Source organism: Dyella sp. EPa41, assembly GCF_016586165.1.
Classification (GTDB): Bacteria; Pseudomonadota; Gammaproteobacteria; order Xanthomonadales; family Rhodanobacteraceae; genus Dyella.
In genome coordinates, this window is record NZ_BCPR01000058.1 from 1 (window position 1) to 20027 (window position 20027).

Annotated in this window: 19 protein-coding genes; 12 read left to right on the forward strand and 7 right to left on the reverse strand. The window is 66.8% G+C overall.

Annotated elements, in window-relative coordinates:
• Positions 1–233: 233 nt before the first annotated feature.
• Positions 234–701: an SET domain-containing protein-lysine N-methyltransferase gene (locus JMF82_RS16405; RefSeq protein WP_201315627.1), complete on the reverse strand. Its 468-nt coding sequence runs from the start codon at positions 699–701 to the stop codon at positions 234–236.
• A 194-nt stretch (positions 702–895) separates the two neighbouring features.
• On the opposite strand from JMF82_RS16405, the gene JMF82_RS16410 reads away from it, so the two are divergent.
• The 4 genes from JMF82_RS16410 to JMF82_RS16425 all read left to right on the forward strand — a co-directional run bounded on the left by JMF82_RS16410 (position 896) and on the right by JMF82_RS16425 (position 4741).
• A complete protein-coding gene (locus JMF82_RS16410) occupies positions 896–1378 on the forward strand; it encodes a hypothetical protein (protein ID WP_201315628.1) in 483 nt (160 codons plus the stop codon).
• A gap of 36 nt (positions 1379–1414) precedes the next feature.
• Positions 1415–3190 carry an acyl-CoA dehydrogenase C-terminal domain-containing protein gene (locus tag JMF82_RS16415; protein ID WP_201315629.1) on the forward strand — a complete coding sequence of 592 codons (1776 nt, stop codon included), beginning with the start codon at positions 1415–1417 and terminating at the stop codon, positions 3188–3190.
• A 285-nt stretch (positions 3191–3475) separates the two neighbouring features.
• Entirely contained in the window at positions 3476–3949 is a 474-nt protein-coding gene (locus tag JMF82_RS16420; protein ID WP_201315630.1) for a GNAT family N-acetyltransferase, read from the forward strand.
• A gap of 66 nt (positions 3950–4015) precedes the next feature.
• Positions 4016–4741 (forward strand): DUF899 family protein, encoded by a 726-nt coding sequence (locus JMF82_RS16425; RefSeq protein ID WP_201315631.1) that lies wholly within the window; start codon positions 4016–4018, stop codon positions 4739–4741.
• Here the strand turns inward: JMF82_RS16425 and JMF82_RS16430 are convergent.
• Both JMF82_RS16430 and JMF82_RS16435 read right to left on the reverse strand, forming a co-directional pair.
• Positions 4738–5139 (reverse strand): ester cyclase, encoded by a 402-nt coding sequence (locus JMF82_RS16430; RefSeq protein WP_201315632.1) that lies wholly within the window; start codon positions 5137–5139, stop codon positions 4738–4740. The two genes, JMF82_RS16425 and JMF82_RS16430, sit on opposite strands and share 4 nt — an antisense overlap.
• A 194-nt stretch (positions 5140–5333) precedes the next feature.
• Entirely contained in the window at positions 5334–6098 is a 765-nt protein-coding gene (locus JMF82_RS16435; RefSeq protein WP_201315633.1) for a SapC family protein, read from the reverse strand.
• Positions 6099–6384: 286 nt separating this feature from the next.
• Between JMF82_RS16435 and JMF82_RS16440 the strand changes: the two genes are divergently transcribed.
• Positions 6385–6987 (forward strand): HNH endonuclease, encoded by a 603-nt coding sequence (locus JMF82_RS16440; protein ID WP_201315634.1) that lies wholly within the window; start codon positions 6385–6387, stop codon positions 6985–6987.
• A gap of 12 nt (positions 6988–6999) precedes the next feature.
• On the opposite strand, the gene JMF82_RS16445 is transcribed toward JMF82_RS16440, so the two are convergent.
• Positions 7000–7419 (reverse strand): low affinity iron permease family protein, encoded by a 420-nt coding sequence (locus JMF82_RS16445; RefSeq protein ID WP_201315635.1) that lies wholly within the window; start codon positions 7417–7419, stop codon positions 7000–7002.
• Between the two features lie 131 nt (positions 7420–7550).
• Here JMF82_RS16445 and dxs point away from each other — a divergent pair, with 131 nt between their 5' ends.
• The gene (gene dxs, locus JMF82_RS16450; protein ID WP_201315636.1) at positions 7551–9443 is read left to right on the forward strand and encodes a 1-deoxy-D-xylulose-5-phosphate synthase; all 1893 of its coding nucleotides are present in this window, start codon (positions 7551–7553) and stop codon (positions 9441–9443) included.
• Positions 9444–10599: 1156 nt separating this feature from the next.
• Here the strand turns inward: dxs and prmC are convergent.
• The 3 genes from prmC to JMF82_RS16465 form a co-directional block, all read right to left on the reverse strand.
• Positions 10600–11430: a peptide chain release factor N(5)-glutamine methyltransferase gene (prmC, locus tag JMF82_RS16455; RefSeq protein ID WP_201315637.1), complete on the reverse strand. Its 831-nt coding sequence runs from the start codon at positions 11428–11430 to the stop codon at positions 10600–10602.
• Positions 11431–11529: 99 nt separating this feature from the next.
• A complete protein-coding gene (locus JMF82_RS16460; protein WP_201315638.1) occupies positions 11530–13203 on the reverse strand; it encodes a cyclic nucleotide-binding domain-containing thioredoxin-disulfide reductase in 1674 nt (557 codons plus the stop codon).
• 130 nt (positions 13204–13333) lie between these two features.
• Positions 13334–14278 (reverse strand): LysR family transcriptional regulator, encoded by a 945-nt coding sequence (locus tag JMF82_RS16465; protein ID WP_236585521.1) that lies wholly within the window; start codon positions 14276–14278, stop codon positions 13334–13336.
• 66 nt (positions 14279–14344) lie between these two features.
• On the opposite strand from JMF82_RS16465, the gene JMF82_RS16470 reads away from it, so the two are divergent.
• Genes JMF82_RS16470 through JMF82_RS16495 form a run of 6 tightly spaced genes read left to right on the forward strand, consistent with a single transcriptional unit; the run spans position 14345 to position 19994 of the window.
• Positions 14345–15574 (forward strand): acyl-CoA dehydrogenase family protein, encoded by a 1230-nt coding sequence (locus tag JMF82_RS16470; RefSeq protein ID WP_201315639.1) that lies wholly within the window; start codon positions 14345–14347, stop codon positions 15572–15574.
• Positions 15571–16638 (forward strand): phosphotransferase family protein, encoded by a 1068-nt coding sequence (locus JMF82_RS16475; protein WP_201315640.1) that lies wholly within the window; start codon positions 15571–15573, stop codon positions 16636–16638. Before JMF82_RS16470 ends, JMF82_RS16475 begins: the two co-directional genes overlap by 4 nt.
• Positions 16639–16640: 2 nt before the next feature.
• The gene (locus JMF82_RS16480) at positions 16641–17330 is read left to right on the forward strand and encodes a histidine phosphatase family protein (RefSeq protein ID WP_201315641.1); all 690 of its coding nucleotides are present in this window, start codon (positions 16641–16643) and stop codon (positions 17328–17330) included.
• Positions 17331–17376: 46 nt separating this feature from the next.
• The gene (locus tag JMF82_RS16485; protein WP_201315642.1) at positions 17377–18147 is read left to right on the forward strand and encodes an SDR family oxidoreductase; all 771 of its coding nucleotides are present in this window, start codon (positions 17377–17379) and stop codon (positions 18145–18147) included.
• A 16-nt stretch (positions 18148–18163) separates the two neighbouring features.
• Positions 18164–18952 (forward strand): SDR family oxidoreductase, encoded by a 789-nt coding sequence (locus JMF82_RS16490; RefSeq protein ID WP_201315643.1) that lies wholly within the window; start codon positions 18164–18166, stop codon positions 18950–18952.
• Between the two features lie 25 nt (positions 18953–18977).
• Positions 18978–19994: an NADP-dependent oxidoreductase gene (locus JMF82_RS16495; RefSeq protein WP_201315644.1), complete on the forward strand. Its 1017-nt coding sequence runs from the start codon at positions 18978–18980 to the stop codon at positions 19992–19994.
• The last annotated feature ends 33 nt before the right edge of the window (positions 19995–20027 follow it).

Here is a 20027-nt window from a genome sequence, read left to right on the forward strand (position 1 = left end):
GTCGCGCACAGGGTGCGCTCCTACAGGGGAACGCCGCGAAGAGAAAGTGACCCGGGCCGCGGCAGTGGCTCGGAAGCCCGCGGCCCCAAAGGGACTCCCTTCGGTCGCGGGCCGGCCCGGTTGCAGAAACACAACAACTAGCTAAGCGAGCGCGAACCAGGCATGCCGAAACAACGAAGACCGGCGCGAACGGCGGTCGCGCACTGGGTGCGCTCCTACAGGGGAGTCAAAGCTCAGCGCTTGGATTTCAGCAGCGTGCCCGTGCAGTTCTTCGAGCCGCACAGGCACTTCCACAGCTTCTTGAGGCGCGCGGTATGCGGCACGTCCAGCGTGATGCCGTAGTCGTAGGTCAGCTCTTCGCCGGGCTTGATGTTGCGGATGGCTTCGATCAACACGCGATCCTTGCGCGGATCGCCGTTCTCGCTTTCCTCGATCAACGCCTGGCAGTTGGGATCGCAGCTGTGATTGATCCAGCGCGCCGTGTTGCCCTTGCGGTTGGCGTCGATCAGGTAATAGTCGTTGAGCGTGAACAGGAACGTATGACCCGTCTCGCCGCCGTCGCCGTACATCGCGTCGGCCTCGACGTGCGTCATCAGCGTGCCCTTGTACTCGATGATCTCCTCGCCTTTCTTGATCGGGGCGACGGCGAAAACGCCATTGCCGTGGATGGGGGAGCGGCGGGCAACGATGCGTCGGGTCATGGGCGGGCTGAATTCGGGTGGGAGAGCCCGCGATGATGCCTGTTGCGATGCGCCATGGGAACCTCTCCGCGGCATGCGACTCCATCACACCGGCGTGATCGCATCCCGAATGAGATCGCCGCGGGTTGATCTCCCCCCGTGACAGACGGCAAGGTCATCCTGCTAAGATTCAAACAATCGTTTGAGGTATATCCATGGGACGACTGCTTCGTGGTGTAGCGCTCGGTGCTCTGGTGGCTGGCCTGGTGGCTTGCGGGCCGCCGAAGAAGAGCGTGTTTCCGCCGACGGTGAGCATCCAGGAGATGACCGCGCGGCCGGACGGCCAGTGGCGCCTCACTGTCCGCATCCAGAACAACAGCTACGGCAGCATGGATTTCAGCTCGCTCGACGGCGAACTGAAAATCGCCGAGCTGGTGCCGGTACGCCTGCACAGCCGCTTCGACCTCGACATTCCACCCTTCGCCGCCGACGTCACCCAGATCGACGTGCTCCCCACCCCGGAAATGACGGCCACGCTGAAGACCGCGGCCGCCAAGGGCAGCGCAGGCAGCGTGCCCTACAGCGTGAACGGTAGTGCGCACGCCAAGCCGGAACAGGAAGACAAGGCGCGCGATTTCAGTTTCCACGGCAACGACTGGCTTTCGCCGGTGCCGGGCATCCCTAACACCTGGCGCTGAACACCGCGCCCGCATCATCCACGAAGGAACTTCGCCATGACGATCTACAAGGCCCCCCTCGACGACCAGCGCTTTGCTCTTTTCGACGTGCTCGACGCCGAAGCCGTCCTCACCAAGTTGCAGGGTGGCGACGGCCACACGCGCGACCTGCTGGACGCCGTGCTGGAGGAAGCGGGTCGACTGAGCGAAGCGGTGCTTGCGCCGTTCAATGCCAGTGGTGACCAGGAAGGCTGCGTCTACGACAAGGCCACGCAGACGGTGACCACGCCCAAGGGCTTCAAGGAAGCCTTCAAGGCCTTCGCGGAAGGCGGCTGGACCGGCCTCACCCAGGGCGAACATTTCGGCGGCCAGGGCCTGCCGAACGTGATGGGCACCGCCACCACCGAGATCTTCCAGTCCGGCAACCTGTCGTGGAGCCTGTACCCGCTGCTGTCCGAGGGCGCCTGCCACGCGATGGAGCTGCACGGCACCGAAGAGCAGCAGCACACCTACCTCAAGCCCATCGTCGAAGGTCGCTGGACCGGCACCATGTGCCTTACCGAGCCGCAGGCCGGTTCGGACCTGGGCCTGCTCAAGACGCGCGCCGAACCCGGCGCGAACGGCAGCTACCAGATCACCGGCACCAAGATCTTCATCAGCGCCGGCGAACATGACCTGGCCGAGAACATCATCCACCTCGTGCTGGCCCGCCTGCCCGACGCACCGGCCGGCAGCCGCGGCATCTCGATGTTCATCGTGCCGAAGTTCAAGGTGAACGCGGATGGCTCGCTGGGCGAGCGCAACCGCGTCGCCGCCGGCGCCATCGAGCACAAGATGGGCCTGAAGGGTTCGGCCACCTGCGTGATGAACTTCGACGCCGCCGAGGGTTACCTGATCGGCCAGCCGCACAAGGGCCTGGCCGCGATGTTCACCATGATGAATGCCGCGCGCCTGGGCGTGGGCGTGCAGGGCCTGGCGCTGTCCGAGCGCGCGCTGCAGAACAGCCTCAACTATGCGCGCGAGCGCCTGCAGGGCCGTTCGCTGTCGGGCGTGAAGTTCCCGGAGAAGCCGGCCGACAACCTGCTGGTGCAGCCGGACGTGCGCCGCATGCTGCTGACCCAGCGCGCCTTCGTGGAAGCCTCGCGCACGCTGCTGCTGTACACCTCGCTGCAGACGGACGTGGAAGCGCGCGGCGCCGACGAAGCCACCCGCAAGGCGGCCAGCGACCTCGTCGCGTTCCTGATCCCGATCGCCAAGGGCGTAGTGACGGAACTCGCGCAGGAGTGCACCAAGGAAGCACTGCAGGTGTACGGCGGCCACGGCTACATCGGCGAGAACGGCGTGGAGCAGTTCGTGCGCGACGCCCGCATCATCACGCTGTACGAAGGCACCACCGGCATCCAGGCGGCCGACCTGCTGGGCCGCAAGATCCTCCAGTTGCAGGGCGCGGGCTTCAAGCTGTTCGCCAAGGAGATCCAGGTGTTCTGCCAGCAGCACCTGCAGGATCCGGCACTCGCCGGCCTGATCGCACCGCTGGCCACCTACACCAAGGAATGGGCGGACCTCACCTTGTCGTTGGCCCAGCGCGTGACGGCCAATCCGGAAGAGCTCGGCGCCGCCGCCAGCGACTACCTGTACTACTCCGGCTACATCACGCTCGCCTACATGTGGGCACGCAACGTGGCCGCGCTCGCCAACAGCGGCCAGCAGGAGTCGTTCAAGCAGGCCAAGCGCGACACCGCGAAGTTCTACTTCGCGCGCATCCTGCCGCGCTGCCTGATGCACAAGGCGGCCATCGAAGCCGGCGTGGACACCCTTCCCGCCATCGCCTGACAGCGAAAGGCCCTCTCACCGAGAGGGCCTTTTTTAAAGGCGCCCCCCCTGTGGGAGCGCACCCTGTGCGCGACCGCGGAGGCGGGGCAACCACCGCGTCCGGTCATCGCGAACACGAGACCCTCCTGGCGGATCAAGGCATGGCATGCCAGGGCGTGGCAAATCCGGCCCCGGTCGCGCACCGGGTGAGCTCCCGCGACGAATGGACCCGGCGCCAGGCACTACCCGCGGGCCCGCGCCGGGTGTAGAAACGGCAGACCCCTTTCGCTAGTCCGGTCAGCCCGCATGAGCGATGCCACGTACCTGATCCGCCTCGCCGAGGACGACGACGATTTCATCCTCGGCCTGGTGCCCCGTTTCGTGGATTTCACCCTGCCGCCATGGCGGCGGCGCCACGAATGCATCGAAGGCATCCGCAACGACCTGCGACACCACCTCGACGACCAGCCGGCCAACAGCTTCCTGTTCGTGGCCGAGGACGACGACGGCGAACCGGTGGGCTTCATCCACCTGCAAAAGACGCAGGATTACTTCACCGGCCGCAGCAATTGCCATATCTCGGACATCGCCGTGGCCCGGCAGCATGAAGGCCGCGGCGTCGGCCGCGCCTTGCTGGAGCATGCCGAGAACTGGGCGCGGGAGCACCGCTGCCAGCTCGTGACGCTGGCGGTTTTCCCCGGCAACGAACGGGCGCGCGCCATCTACGAAAGCGCCGGCTACGCCGCCGACCTCTTGCGCCTGGCCAAGCCCGTCCGCTGACGCGCACCGCTACGCACAGGGGCGCATGACCGCGGCGACCGCGGCCGCTGCACGAGGTGGAGTGCCATGAGCCAGACCTTGCATGCCGTGCGATTCCCCGGTGAAAGCGCCGCCTACCGCGTCGCGCGCGACCGCCTGCTGCATGCCGAGATCGAATTGCGTCGCCAGGTGGAAGCGGTTGCGGCGCTGCGGCGCGCCCTGCCGCCAGGGGGCGAGATACCGGTCGACTACTTCTTCGACGATGAGGGCGACACGCCGGTCGACCCCGATGTCGAGCGGCAGCTGCGGCTTTCCGACCTGTTCGACGATGGCAAGGACAGCCTCGCCATCTACAGCTTCATGTTCGGTCCGGCGATGGACGAGCCCTGCCCTTCGTGCTCGTCCATCCTCGATGCACTCGACGGCGAGATGCCCCATCTGCGCCAACGCATCCATGTCGCGGTGGTCGCGAAGTCGCCGATCCAGCGCATCCGCCACTTCGCGCGCGAACGCGGCTGGCGGCATCTGCACCTGCTGTCGTCCGCGCACAACACGTACAACGCCGACTACCACGGCGAAACCGCGGACGGCCGGCAGATGCCGGCGCTCAACGTGTTCCTGCGGCGCGACGGCAAGATCCATCACGCGTGGTGCAGCGAACTGATGTTCGTGCCACCGGAGCCGGGGCAGGATCCGCGCCATGTCGACGCGATCTGGCCGTTATGGAACCTGCTCGACTGCACGCCGGAAGGCCGCGGCGCGGACTGGCGTCCTGCCCTCCGGTACGAGGAACGCACGGCTACGTCGCGCTAGGGCAGCGGCAACCCCAGCTGCCGGAACATGGTCGCCGTATCGCGAGCGCCCCAGCGACGCTCGATGTGCCCTTCCTTCACCGCAAACCATTCCATCGCGACCATTTCGTAGTCGCGTCCGGTGACCGGTCCGCCGCGGAACGAATCGACCGATCGGCCACGCTCGGTATAGCGCACGGCGACCGTGTCGCCTTCGGCGATCATGCCGTCCACTTCCAGGCTCACCTGGAAGCAGCGCATCAGGTCGCTCCAGAGCGGCCGGGCCGTGTCGAGGCCGCCCCAGCCGAGGGCGCCATGGATGAGCGCGTCAGCGGCAAACAGCTCGCATACCGCGTCGAGATCGCCGCGATTGAACGCATCCACGTAATCCAGAACGACTCGCTTGTTCTGCTCCGACATGCCGGTGCCCCGTGGGGATACCGCGGAAGCGCTGCAACGCCCGGGCCGGGGCGCCGAGGACCCGCGTAAGTCGCAGCATATCGCCTGCGCATGCTTGGAGGATGTGAGGACGGGCCGGGAACGGGCCCGCCGTGCGACGCCTTGCGCGCCACCGGAAAACGCCGCGGCACCTTTCGATGCCGCGGCGCCGGAACTCAGTTCTTGAGCGCGGAGGTGGCTTCTTCGGCCTGCTCGCGCTGGCCCAGGCGCTGCGACACGCGGTCGATGTTGCTGAGCGACAGCAGGTGCGCGTAGATCCAGCCGAACACGCCTTCCTTCAGGAACTCGTGCGTGGTCTTTTCGTCGAGCTGGCGCAGCTTTTCTTCGCTGACCACGAACAGGCCATTGAGGTTGATGGCCTTGCCATCCTTCTCCAGGCGGATGTTGCGCGGCTCGAGCAGGTTGTGCTTGCGCAGCTGCTCCATGAACCACTGCGTGCGGGTCACATGCTGCTGGAACTCGCCGAGGAAACGCACGGCATTGGCCAGCATCTCGGTGTCGCTGCCGTCTTCCTTGAACAGGCGGTCGCCCTCGGACGTACCGAAACCTTCATAGGCTTCGTCCAGGAACACGGTGAAGTCGTCGCCTTCCGCGCCGGCCGGCTTCTCGGCCAGCACGAACGGGTAGCGGCGCACGAAGGCGGGGATGTAGATGTTCTGTTCCCACACGCCATCGGCGTCGACGAACAGGTTCTCGTTCTGGCGCAGGCCCAGCAGGGCCATCGGGCCGGCGTCTTCGATCGACTGGCCGCCGAAGAGGATCGGCAGGTCGCGCGCCGCAGCGGGGAATTCCACGCCGGTCAGCGGGACCGAGTGCACGGTCTTGGCGAACTTCAGGTTCGGGATCGGCCTGATGCGCAGATCCTTGTGGTCGTTGCGGTTGAGCGGAACGGGACGCTCGTAGAAAAGAACTTCAGCCACTTTGATACCTCTCCCTGCCGTGCCGGGGTCGCCACCCAGGCTCCCCCTCCCAAACCCGGCCCCGGGTTACAGATGAACGATCACTATATCAGCGCCCGGCGCGCCTCGCGAATCCCCTTGCCGGAGACGGTTCTCCCTGCTGCGACAATCATTTGCGTGTGTTCTGTCATGGATATGGTCTATGCTCAAGTGAATAGGGCCTGTTCCGTCCGCGGAGGCAGGCAGGCCCTGAAGCATCGTTGCATCGCCCGAACGTTCATTCGCATTGGTTGAAGGACGGTTTTGCATGCTGATGGAAGTACCCAGCCGCGTTGTCGACCTTCATTCGACCCGCGTGCTTTCGCTGGATGCCGCTGGCCGGATTCTCGACTGGATAAGCTGGCAGGAGGCGGTTTGCCTCTATGTCCGCGATGCCGTCGCCTGGACCCTGGGCGACCCTTGCCTGACCGTACACGGCGGCCATAACCGAGCCAGCGGCGAGCAGAGCAAGCTGTCCCTGCACCCGATCATCGCCAGCACCGGCCATTGCCGGGACCACGCGATCGATCCCGCCCCCGCGCTCACCAACACCGCCTTGTTCGCCCGCGACCGGTACCTCTGCATGTACTGCGGCGACCGGTTCAGCCGGGGCGAGTTGACCCGCGACCACGTGCTGCCGATCTCCAAGCGCGGCAAGGACACCTGGGAAAACGTGGTCAGCGCCTGCCTGGCCTGCAACCTCAAGAAGGCCAACCGCACCCCGCAGCAGGCCAACATGCCCCTGCTGGCCGTGCCCTACCGGCCAAGCTGGGTGGAGCACCTGATCCTGTCCAACCGCAACATCCTGGCCGACCAGATGGAGTTCCTGGTCAGCCACCTGCCGCGCGATCGGCGGGAGCACATGGCCTGACCGCGCTGCGCGTCAGGTCCGGTCCTTCTCGATTTTCCCGAGTTCGCGCTCGATATCGTCCACCGCCGTCACGGCGGCCTCGTGGGCCAGCCGGCAGTAGTGACGCCGGATGCGGTCCAGGGCGACGTCATCCAGCTCCTCCAGGTTCAGCAGCGCGTTATGCGCCGACGAGCTTCGGATCAGCTCGTCCAGCTTGATCTGCAAGGCCACGGAATCGCGGTTCTGGGTGTTCTGGATCAGGAACACCATCAGGAACGTGACGATGGTGGTACCGGTATTGATGACCAGCTGCCAGGTATCGCCAAAGTGGAACATCGGGCCGGTCAGCGCCCAGGCCGCGACGACCAGGACCGCCAGCACGAACGCCGCCGGGCGGCCCGACCATCGCGCCACGGCCTCGGCGAAGCGCTGGAACAGCTTGTAGGCACTCATGTGAAGACCCTTTGCGGGGGAACCCGCCCCGAGCCTCGCGCCCCCGGCGTCTGCGCCATGTGCATGGATCAACAGCAAGTTTTCACTTGGTCGCCCTTGCTCCGCCCTCCCTCAGGGCCAACAATATGCCGATGAACGACCTGTCCCGCTTCCCTCACCTGGCCCCCATCGAAACGCCCGCCGACCTGCGTCGCGTTCCCGACGAGGAGCTGCCTGCCGTCGCCGACGAGTTGCGCCAGTACCTGATCGAGGCCGTGGCCAGTTCCGGCGGCCACTTCGGCGCCGGCCTGGGCGTGGTGGAGCTGACGGTGGCCTTGCACCACGTGTTCGACACGCCGAACGACCGCCTGGTCTGGGACGTGGGCCACCAGTGCTACCCGCACAAGATCCTGACCGGCCGCCGCGACCGCATCACCACCATCAAGAAAAAGGACGGCCTGGCGCCGTTCCCGCGTCGCGAGGAAAGCGAGTACGACACCTTCGGCGTCGGCCACTCCTCCACCTCGATCTCGGCTGCGCTGGGCATGGCCATCGCGGCGCAGCGCAAGGGTGACCCGCGCAAGTTCGTGGCGGTGATCGGCGACGGCGCGATGACCGCCGGCATGGCGTTCGAAGCACTGAACCATGGCGGCGATGTCGAGCCGAACATGCTGGTCGTGTTCAACGACAACGGCATGTCGATCAGCGAGAACGTCGGCGCGCTGACCAAGATGGCCGCGCGCGCGATTTCCAGCCGCCGCCTCAACGCGCTGCGCGAACGCGCCAAGCGCGCGATCCCGAAGCAGTCGATGTTCGGCCGCTTCTTCAAGCGCTGGGAAGAACACGCCAAGGGCATGTTCGTGCCGAGCACGCTGTTCGAGGAACTGGGCTTCCATTACACCGGCCCGATCGACGGCCACAACATCCCGCAGCTGCTCGCCGCGCTGCGCACGGTGAAGGACCTGCCCGGCCCGCAGCTGCTGCACGTCATCACCACCAAGGGCAAGGGCTACGCGCCGGCCGAGCAGGCGCAGATCGAATACCACGCGGTGGGCCCGTTCGATCCGATCGCCGGCCTGGTGAAGAAATCCGGCCCGTCCAAGCCGACCTACACCGACATCTTCAGCGACTGGCTGTGCGACCAGGCCGCCGTCGACGAGCGCCTGCTGGGCATCACGCCCGCCATGCGCGAGGGTTCGGGCCTGGTGCGCTTCTCCAAGGAATACCCGCAGCGCTACTTCGACGTGGCGATCGCCGAGCAGCACGCGGTGACGCTGGCCGCCGGCATGGCCTGCGAGGGCGCGAAGCCGGTGGTGGCGATCTACTCCACCTTCCTGCAGCGCGCCTATGACCAGGCCATCCACGACGTGGCGCTGCAGAACCTCGACGTCACCTTCGCCATCGATCGCGCGGGCGTGGTCGGTCCGGACGGCGCCACGCACTCGGGCAGTTTCGACCTGAGCTTCCTCCGCTGCCTGCCGAACATGGTGATCATGGCGCCGGCGGACGAAAACGAATGCCGCATGATGTTGAGCACCGGTTTCCAGTTCAACGGACCGGCCGCGGTGCGTTACCCGCGCGGCACCGGCATGGGCGTGCCGCTCGGCAAGGGCCTGGAAACGCTGCCGATCGGCAAGGCCGAGTTGCGCCGCCGCGGCCGCGGCCTGGCGCTGCTGAGCTTCGGCGCCATGCTGGCTCCGGCCTCCGAGATCGCCGCCGAGTTCGACGCCACCCTGGTCAACATGCGCTTCGTGAAGCCGCTGGACGAGGCGATGATCCTCGAACTGGCGAAGACCCACGATGCCTTCGTCACCCTGGAAGACAACGCCATCGCCGGCGGCGCGGGCAGCGGCGTGGCCGAGTGCCTCGCGGCGCACGGCATCGTCAAGCCGATCCTGCACCTGGGCCTGCCTGACGTGTATCTCGAACACGGCAGCCGCGAAGAAGTGCTGACCATGGCCGGCCTCGACCTGCCCAGCATCCGTCATGCGATCCGCGCGCGATTTCCCCAGTTGACGTCAGCAAGCGTCGCCAACGCGGGCTGATCCCAAACGGGCTCCAAAGCCCCGAGCCTTGCGGTTGCGCACCCTGTGCGCGACCGCCTTTCGCCTCAGTCCTTGCCTGACTTACCGGCACAGTCGTTGCGCCTTGATCGTTGCGTTATCGCGGCCTGGCTCGCCGACCGCGGGCTTCCGAGCCGCTGCCGCGGCCCGGGTCACTTTCGCTTCGCGTGGCGTTCGTTCCCTTGTAGGAGCGCACCCTGTGCGCGACAGCCTTTCGCGCCGGTCTGCACGTTCGTCGTTTCGATGCATGAAGATTTCTGGTGCTGTCGTTGCCGGGTTTGTGCGATTGGGCTCGCCTGCGACCGAAGGGAGTCCCTGTGGGGCCGCGGGCTTCCGAGCCGCTGCCGCGGCCCGGGTCACTTTTCTTTGCTTGCTCAAAGAAAAGTAACCAAAAGAAAGAGCACCCCGCGTGGCGCTGTCTGGGCGTTGCCCAGCCAGTGCGTGAGGGGCGGCCGGGCTTTTCGACCGGGCTCCTGCCCGGACGAAAAGTGCCCGACATCCCTGTCGGGCACCCCGGCGGGGCCTGCTCGTCCACCCCTCACCGCCCCACAGGGGATGGGTGAAGGCTCGTGCCGCTGCGCGGCACATCGCGAGCGACAATCTCTCTCTCCCTGTAGGAGCGCACCCAGTGCGCGACCGCAGCGCATCGATGACCTCTGCGGTCGCGCACTGAGTGCGCTCCTACAGGGTAAAGTCCGCTCTTGATCTTCCCTCCCCTATGGCGCCCCCCCAGGGGCGCGGCATCGGGGTGGCCTCTCTTTTGGCATTGCCACCCTCTCGGTGGTTACTTTTCTCTACTCCGGGCATCCTCGCTCCTCAAAGCGGCGCCATCCATGGCGCCTCCCCGCGTACGGGCCGGCTTCGCCGTTCGCACGCGCTCCCGCGCGTACGTGGCCACGCAGAGAAAAGTGACCCGGCGGACGGCAGGCCGGCGGAAGCCCGCCGCCCCATAGGGACTCCCTTCGGTCGCAGGCGAGCCCGATCGCGAAATGCGCCAATCAGAAACCGAGGCCCTGGGTGACTCGCTACGCTCGCCCCTGCGGGGCCGCCTACGGACGTTCTGCGCGCTTGTCCGGCCCGCGCCGGGATGATGACCGTGGAGACCGGCGCGAAAGGCGGCCGCGCACCAGGTGCGCTCCTATCGATGAGGGCGGCGGCCGCCTGAGACGCGGTCGCGTTGCTCCAGATCCTGTGCGGTGAACACGTCGTGGTAGCCGCCCTGCTCGAGCAGGACGCGTACCGCGGCGCCCTGGTTCCAGCCGTGCTCCATCAGCAGCCAGCCGCCGGGCTTCAGATGCGCGCGCGCGTCCGCCACGATGCGGCGAATATCGTCCAGGCCGTCTTTGCCCGACGCCAATGCGCTGGCCGGCTCGAAACGCAGGTCGCCCCGCTCGAGATGCGGATCATCCGCTTCGATATACGGCGGGTTGGAGACAATCACATCGAAGGCCTGGCCATGCAGCGGCGACAACCAGTCACCCTGTACAAAGCTGACGTTGGCAATGCGCTGCGCGTGGGCATTGCGTTGTGCGACGGCCAGGGCCTCGGCGCTGGCGTCGGTCGCGGTCACCTGCGTCGCGGCGCTTTCGCGCGCGATGGCCAGCGCGATCGCTCCGCTGCCGGTGCCAAGGTCGGCGACACGCGTGAGCCCAGTGGCGGGCAACCGGTCCAGCGCCAGTTGCACCAGCAATTCGGTTTCGGGCCGGGGAATCAGCGTCGCGGGCGTTACTTCCAGATCCAGTGACCAGAAGCCACGGCGACCGGTGATATAGGCCACGGGCTCGCCATCGGCCCGGCGTTTCACCAGCGCGTCGAAGGCAGCGGTGTGCGCCGCATCCAGCTCGTCGTCCGCGTGCGCGATCAGCCAGCTGCGCGGTTTGCCCAGCACGTGCACGAGCAACAACTCCGCCTCCAGCCGGTCGCCAAGCGTCCCCGCGGCGCCGGCGAGCACCTGGCGCACCTCAGCCATGCCGCCATACCACGCTAGTGGCCATTGGGCAGAACGACGGGTGTGGCATGGCGGCTTCCTGGGTCGAAAGGCCGACAGTGTAGTGCCCGGCACGCGCGCTCAGATGGCTTCCGGATGCAGGTAGTGATGCACGGCCTGGATGACTACCGAACCCTCGCCAACGCCGGAGGCCACGCGCTTGACCGAGCCGGCACGCACGTCGCCCACGGCATAGATACCGGGTCGGGTCGTGGCATACGGCGATTCGAGCAGATGGCCCTGGGCGCAACGCCCCGTCAGCACGAAACCCTTGTCGTCGAGCGCCAGGCAGTCCTTGAGCCAGTCCGTGTTGGGCTCGGCGCCGATCATCACGAACATGTTGCCTGCCTCGCAGGCCGTGAGCTCGCCGCTGTCGCGATTGCGCCAGGTGATCTCCTGCAGGCGCGGCTCGCCATGCAGCCCCACCACTTCGCTGCGCGTGTGCAGCGTGATGGAGGGCGATTGCGCGATGCGCTGCACGAGGTAGTCGGACATGGTGGCGGCCAGGCCGTTGGAGCGCACCAATATGTGGACGTGCCTGGCAATGCGCGACAGGAACACCGCCGCCTGTCCCGCCGAGTTGCCGCCACCGACCACCACCACTTCCTCATTGGCGCACAGCTGCCCTTCCATCGCCGTGGCGGCGTAATGGATGCCCTCGCCTTCGAACCGCAGGTAACCGGGCACGTCCAGCTTGCGGTAGCGCGCGCCGGTGGCGACGACGACGACGCGCGCGGTGACGATCTGCCCGTCGTCCAGCCGCAGCCGGTACGGCTGCCCGCTGCAATCGATGCTGGCCGCCTGCCGCGACACGGCCAGCCGGGCACCGAACTTCTGTGCCTGCGCCTGCGCGCGTCCCGCCAGCGCCTGGCCGGAAATGCCGGTGGGAAAGCCCAGGTAGTTCTCGATCTTGGACGATGTGCCCGCCTGCCCGCCCGGCGCCAGGCCTTCGAGGACGATGGTGGAAAGCCCCTCGGACGCGGCGTACACGGCCGCGGCCAGCCCCGCCGGCCCCGCCCCCACCACGGCCACGTCATAGACGTGATGCTCATCGATGACTTCGGTAAGCCCAAGTTCGTCGGCGAGCTCCGCCGTGCTCGGGTTCTGCAGGAAGCACCGCTCGGGACAGATCACCACCGGCAGCTGTTCTCGCCGCAGTTGGAAGCACTCGATGAAGCCGCCGGCATCCGGATCGATCTCGGTGTCGATCAGCCGATGCGGATAGCCGTTGCGCACCAGGAAGCGTTCGATGCGCAAGGTGTCCGCGCTGTGCCCGGGGCCGACCACCACCACGCCGCCGTAACCCATGCGGATCAGGCCCACGCGCCGCAGGATGAAGGCGCGCATGATGATCTCGCTGATGTCCGCCTCGGCGGCCACCATGCGATGGAAGTCCGCGGCCGCAACGCGGATCACGCGGCTGTCCATGGCCGCGCGCGCGGAGGCCATGACGGCGCGGCGGTTGAACATGTTCATCTCGCCGCTGAACTGCCGCGCGGCGTACATGGTGAACACGTTGGGATGCCCGTGCTTGTCGAGGTCGAAGATCTCGACCAGGCCATCGAGCACGAGGAAGAAATCCACGCCGCGGTCGCCGCGCTGAAACAGGACCGTGCCCGCCGGCACGTGCTCCTCATGCCCATACAAGGCGATGCGTTGCACCATGGACGGATCCAGGCGCGGGAACATCTGCTCCTTGCGATTCATCGGATCCGTCGGGTCGTAGACGACCTCGGGCGCGGACTGCTCGGACATGCGAAACCTCGTCATGGCATCGGCCCGGCGTGTCGCTGCCAGGCGCTTTCTGGAGTCATCTCAGCGCGTGCAGGGGCTACGTGCGGCGCTATCCGCATCGTGCGCTCGCCGGCATGCCGCCCGCAAGTCATCACGAAGACGGCTGCATGGCACCGGTGATCGACTTGACGAGCCGTTCACGGAACCAGGCATGCGCCGGATCGTCGTCCTTGGAATCGTGCCAGTAGGCAAGGATGGGAATCGCCTTGATGCGTATCGGCAAGGGCTGCAATGCCATGGGCAGCAAGGGCGCCACATGCTCCGCGTAGGCCCTGGGCACGGTCAGCAGCAGATCGCTGGAGGCGGCGATCTGGCACGCGGCGAAATAGTGCTGCGCCACCATCCGCACTTCGCGGAACACGCCCTTCTGGCCCAGCAGCGTATCCAGCGCATTCGGCTCGCCCAGCGGCGAGACGATCACGTGCGACGAAGCGAGGTAGCCGGCACGTGACCACTGGCTCGCACAGGGATGGTCACGCCGCATCGCCACCACGAGCGTCTCGTCGAGCAGGTGCTGGTGGGCGATGCGCGCGCCGGCACGCAGCGGACGATCGACGACGAGGTCCAGCGTGCCCGCGCTCAGCTCGCGCTCCATGTCGCTGGCGGCAACGCGGCGGCTGACCAGGCGCACGCCCGGCGCTTCCTTGCTGATCTCGGCGACCAGCCGAGGCAGCGCGATGGATTCCAGGATGTCGCGGAAGCCGATGACGAATTCCATCTGCAGCTGCGCCGGCGTGAACTGCGGCTGCGCATGCGCGCTCGCGAGCAGGCCCTTCAGGTGCGACTGCACCGAAGGCATCATCGCGCGCACCTTGTCCGTGGGCAGCAGGCGATTGCCCTGCCGCACGAACAGCGGATCGCCGAGGTGGTCGCGCAGGCGCCCCAGCGCATGCGTGACCGCCGGCTGGGTCAGGTGCAGCGCGCGTGCCGCCGCGCTCACGCCGCCCTGGGTATAGATGGCGTCCAGCACGCGGAACAGGTTGAGGTCGATGCGCTCCATACCGGCTAGACATTCGCCCAGTTGATGACCTGCCATAAAGCATATTCATTTCAATCATTGGATGTCAGGGGCGTAGGCTGCGGTGGAATCAGGAGAACCGTCATGGACTTCAGCCCTTCCGAACGCACCCGGGTACTGGCCGATCGGCTCACGCGCTTCATGCGCGAGGAGATCGGCCCCGCCGAAGCCGTCTATGCCGCCCAGCTGACGGGCAGCGCCGATCACCGCGACTGGCGACAGCCCGTGGTGATGGAGCAGCTCAAGGCCAAGGCGCGCGCCGAAGGGTTGTGGAATCTGTTCCTGCCCGACCTGGAAGAAGGCCCCGGCTTGAGCAACCTGGAGTACGCGCCGCTGGCCGAGATCATGGGCCACTCGTTCATCGCGCCCGAGGTGTTCAACTGCAGCGCGCCGGACACCGGCAACATGGAAGTGCTGCATCGCTACGGTTCGCCCGCGCAGCGCGAACGCTGGCTGCAACCGCTGCTCGACGGCGGGATCCGTTCCGGCTTTGCGATGACCGAGCCGGACGTGGCCTCGTCCGACGCCACCAACATGCAGGCCACCGCGCGCATCGAAGGCAACCAGGTGGTGCTCGATGGCCGCAAGTGGTGGACCACGGGGCTTGGCCATCCGCACTGCCGCTTCGTGATCTTCATGGGCCTGAGCGATGCGAATGCCGAGCCGCATCGCCGCCACAGCATGGTGATCTGCCCGCTCGACGCACCGGGCGTGCACATCGAGCGCATGCTGCCGGTATTCCACGACTTCGACGAACCCTCGGGACATGGCGAGCTGAGCTTCTCGCATGTGCGCCTGCCGGTGGAGAACGTTATCCTCGGCCCGGGTCGCGGCTTCGAGATCGCACAAGGTCGACTCGGCCCCGGCCGTGTGCACCACTGCATGCGCGCCTTGGGCGCGGCGGAACGCGCCCTGTCCCTGCTATGCCGGCGCGCGCAGTCGCGTGTCGCCTTCGGCAAGCCGCTGTTCAAGCTGGGTGGCAACGCGGACATCGTGGCCAATCTGCGCATGGCGATCGAGCAGGCGCGGCTGCTCACGCTGAAGACGGCATGGATGCTCGACACGCAAGGTCCCAAGGCTGCGCTCAGCCTGATCTCGCAGATCAAGGTGGTGGTGCCCGCCGTGGCACAGCAGGCCGCCGACGCGGCCATCCAGATCCATGGCGGCGCGGGGCTTACCGACGATTTCCCGCTGGCCCAGCTCTACGCCTACGCGCGCGTGCTGCGACTCGCCGATGGCCCCGACGAAGTGCATCGCGCCGTTGTCGCCAAGCTCGAAGCCAAGGCGCAGCTTGCACGGGAGCATCACGCATGACCGCGATTCCCGACCAGGCCCGCGCGGTGCGCGAGGAGGATGCGTTCGACGTCGCGCGCGTCGATGCCTTCCTCAAGCAACGCATCGACGGGCTCCAAGGCATGCCAACGGTGAAGCAGTTCCCGGGCGGTGCCTCCAACCTCACCTATCTGCTCAGCTACCCGGACCGTGAGCTGGTGTTGCGCCGCCCGCCGCGCGGCGCGAAGGCCAGGTCCGCCCACGACATGCTGCGCGAGGCACGCGTGATGCACGCGCTGAAGCCGAGCTACCCGTTTGTGCCGGCGATCCTCGCGCGCTGCGACGACGCCGCGGTGATCGGCCAGGATTTCTACGTGATGGAACGCCTCCACGGCACCATCCTGCGCCGCGACCTGCCGGCCGAACTGGGATTGGACCGCGACGGCGTGCGCCGCCTCTGCCTGGGCTTCGTCGATCGATTGATCGACCTGCATCGCGTCGACACGCAGCAACCGGCGTTGCGCGAGCTTGGCAAGGGTGAAGGCTACATCGCGCGCCAGGTGGCCGGCTGGGGCGAGCGCTGGCGACAGGCGGCCACCGACGGTTCCGATCCTTGCGACGACGTGATCGCATGGCTCGAGGCCACGCAACCGAAGCACGACAACGCGAGCCGCGTGATCCACAACGATTACCGCTACGACAACGTGGTGCTGGCACCCAACAATCCGCTGGACATCATCGGCGTGCTCGATTGGGAAATGGCCACCATCGGCGACCCGCTGATGGACCTCGGCGGCTCGCTCGCCTATTGGGTGCAGGCCGATGACGACAAGGTGTTCCAGTCGTTCCGGCGCCAGCCCACGCACGAGGCCGGCATGCTCACGCGCGCGGAAGTCGTTGCCTACTACGGCGAGCGCACCGGCCTGGACGTCTCGCGCTTCGGCTTCTACGAAGTATTCGGCCTGTTTCGCCTCATGGTGATCATCCAGCAGATCTACCGTCGCTACGCACTGGGCCAGACCACCAACCCGCAATTCGCGGGCTTTGGCGACGCAGCCCGTTACATGGGCGTGCGCTGTCGTCGCCTGATCGCGGCCGAAGGCTGACCATGCGCGAACTGCTCCTGATACGTCACGGCCAGGCCAGCTTCAGCGCCGAGGACTACGACCAGCTGTCGCCGGCCGGCGAACGACAGTCGACATTGCTGGGCGAATGGCTGGCCGCGTGCCCGCCGGCGCCGGATCTGGTTGCCATCGGCCCTCGCGTCCGGCATCGCGATACCGCCGGGCATTGCCTGCGCGCCGCTGGCTTGTCGCTGCCGCCCATGACGTTGCCTGGGCTGGACGAGGTGGACCACCTTGAACTGCTGGCACGCCTTCGCCCCGACCTGGCGGCACCGGGTGCGCTGCGAGCCGCGATGAAACAGAGCGACGATCCGCACCGCGCCTTCCAGCGCCTGTTCGTGGAAGCGCTGGATCGCTGGTCGAGCGGCGCCCACGACGCCGAATACCGCTGCAGCTGGACGACGTTTCGCGCGAACGCACTCGCCGCGTTGCAGGCGCTGGCGGAGCAGCCGGCGCGGACGATCTGGGCCTTCACGTCGGGCGGCCCCATCGCCGTGATCGCCAGCGCCCTGCTTGGGGTGCCGCCATCGCAGGCTTTTTGCCTGAGTTGGCCCCTGGTGAACACCGGCGTGACGCGCATTCGTCTAGGTTCGCGCACATCGACGCTGGTGACGTACAACGCCTGGCCGCACCTGGAACGCGCCGGCGATGCGCAGCTGGTGACCCTGCGATGACCTTCACTTTCCTTCCCGCGCCATCCCACCCCATCGGACATCCGCCATGACCCCACCCAATCCGTTCGACCTCACCGGCAAGGTCGCCATCGTTACCGGCGCCAGCCGCGGCATCGGCGCGGAGATCGCCAAGCTGCTCGCTCAGCACGGCGCACACGTGATCGTCTCCAGCCGCAAGCAGGCGGACTGCCAGGCGGTGGTGGAGGCCATCGCCGCGGAAGGCGGCTCGGCCGAAGCCATGGCCTGCCATATCGGCGAGTTGGAGCAGATCGCCTCGTTGTACGAGCAGGTCGAAAGCAGGCACGGCCGGCTCGATATCCTGGTCAACAACGCCGCCACCAATCCGTTCTTCGGCCACATCCTCGATACCGACCCGTCCGTGTTCCAGAAAACGGTCGACGTCAACATCCGTGGCTACTTCTACATGTCCACGCATGGCGCGCGGCTGATGGCCAAGGGCGGTGGCGGCTCCATCGTCAATGTCGCGTCGGTGAACGGCGTGGTGCCCGGCTTCCAGCAGGCCATCTACTCCATCACCAAGGCGGCCGTGATCTCGATGACCAAGGCCTTCGCCGTGGAGTGTGCCGAACAGGGCGTGCGCTGCAATGCGCTGCTGCCGGGCCTCACCGACACCAAGTTCGCCTCGGTGCTAGTGAACACGCCGGCCATCCTCAAGCAGGCCCTGGCCCACGTACCGATGCGCCGCGTGGCGCAGCCGTCCGAGATGGCCGGCGCGGCCCTGTATCTCGCATCCAGCGCCGCCTCGTATACCACGGGTGCGGTGCTGAACGTCGATGGCGGTTATCTCAGCGTCTGACCCCCTTGGAGCGCGCATGACTTCACAACAACACCTGCGCGCCGCCGGCAAGCGCGCCTTCATCACCGGCGCGGCCGGCGGCCTGGGTTCGGCCATGGCGCGCATGCTTGCCCGCCACGGCGCCAAAGTGTTTCTCACCGATCTTGATGGCGATGCCGCCGCGACGCTCGCCGACGGCATCAACCGAGAAGCAGGCAACCAGGTCGCCTGGTCGGCGCCGCAGGACGTCCGCGACGAGGGCAACTGGGAGCGGTTGCTCGTCGAAGCGGCGCTGGCGATGGGTGGCATCTCGGTGCTGGTGAACAACGCCGGCATCGGCTCGCTGGGCGGCATCGGCGCCATCGAGCTGAAGGAGTGGCGACGCGTGATGAGCGTCAACGTGGAGAGCGTGATGCTCGGCTGCAAGCACGCGATGGCCTATCTGCGCGATGCGCAGCCGGCTTCGATCATCAATATTTCTTCGCTCGCGGCATTCAAGGTCGATCCGGACTACACCGCCTACAACACCTCCAAGGCGGCCGTGGCGATGCTGACCAAGTCGGTGGCGCTGGATTGCGCACGACAGAAGATCGACGTGCGCTGCAATTCGGTGCACCCCGCCTTCATCCGCACGGGCATCGTCGCACCGTTCTTCGAAAAGCTTGGCGAAGAAGAAGCCACGCGCAAGCTGGTGCGCGGCATCCCCTTGCATCGCCTCGGCGATCCCGACGACGTGGCCTACGCCGTGCTGTATCTCGCCTCCGATGAAAGCCGCTACGTCACCGCCGCCGAGCTGGTGCTCGATGGCGGCGCCTGCGCCGTCTGAACCGCATTTCCAGGGAGTTCACGCCATGAGTTTCACGAACCGACAATTGCTGTTGAAGACGCGCCCGGAGGGCCTGGTACGCGAGGACAACTTCGAGCTGCGCGAAACACCCACGCCCGAGCTACGGGACGGCCAGGCGCTGGTGCGCGTGCTCTACCTGTCGATGGACCCGACCAACCGCGTATGGATGAGCGACGTGCCGCAATACATGCCGCCCGTGGCCATCGGCGAGGTGATGCGCGGCATCGGCATCGGCCGCGTGGTGGCGTCGAAGGCCACGCACTATGCCGTGGGAGATCTCGTGCAGGGCCTCGTCGGCTGGCAGGACTACGCACTGCTCGACGAAGGCAAGACCGGTTATTGGGCGAAGCTGCCGCCCAAGCCGCCTGTCCCACTGCCCACGTTGCTGGGCGCCTGCGGCTTCAGCGGCATCACCGCGTACTACGGCCTCACCGAGATCGCGCCGGTGCAGGCCGGCGAAACGCTGGTGGTATCCGCGGCGGCCGGCTCCGTGGGCTCCATCGCGGGACAGATCGGCAAGCTGCGCGGCGCACGTGTCGTTGGCATCGCGGGCGGCGCGGAGAAGTGCCGCCACCTCGTCGACGACCTGGGCTTCGATGCCGCCGTCGACTACAAGGCCGAGGACTTCAAGCAGCAACTGGCCGCGGCCACGCCCGACGGCGTGCACGTCAACTTCGAGAACGTCGGCGGCGCGGTGATGCGCGCGGTGTTCTCGCGCATGGTCAATGGAGGCCGCGTCGCGCTGTGCGGGCTCATCGCCAACTACGCCAGCGGTGGCAAGCCCGCCGACGACTACAGCGTCATCATCGTCAAGCGCCTGACCGTGCGTGGCTTCCTCGCGTTCGACTACAAGGATCAGCAGCGCGCCGTGCAGGATCTGGTCGGCTGGGTGGTGAGCGGCAAGATCAAGGCCGGCGAAACCGTGGCCGACGGGCTGGAGAACGCTCCCTTGGTGCTCAATCGGCTGTTTGATGGCAGCCATACGGGGAAGCTGGTGTTGCGGGTTTCGAGTGACGGTTGAGGTGAAGTGAGAGGCTGCGGTCGGGCACCGGGT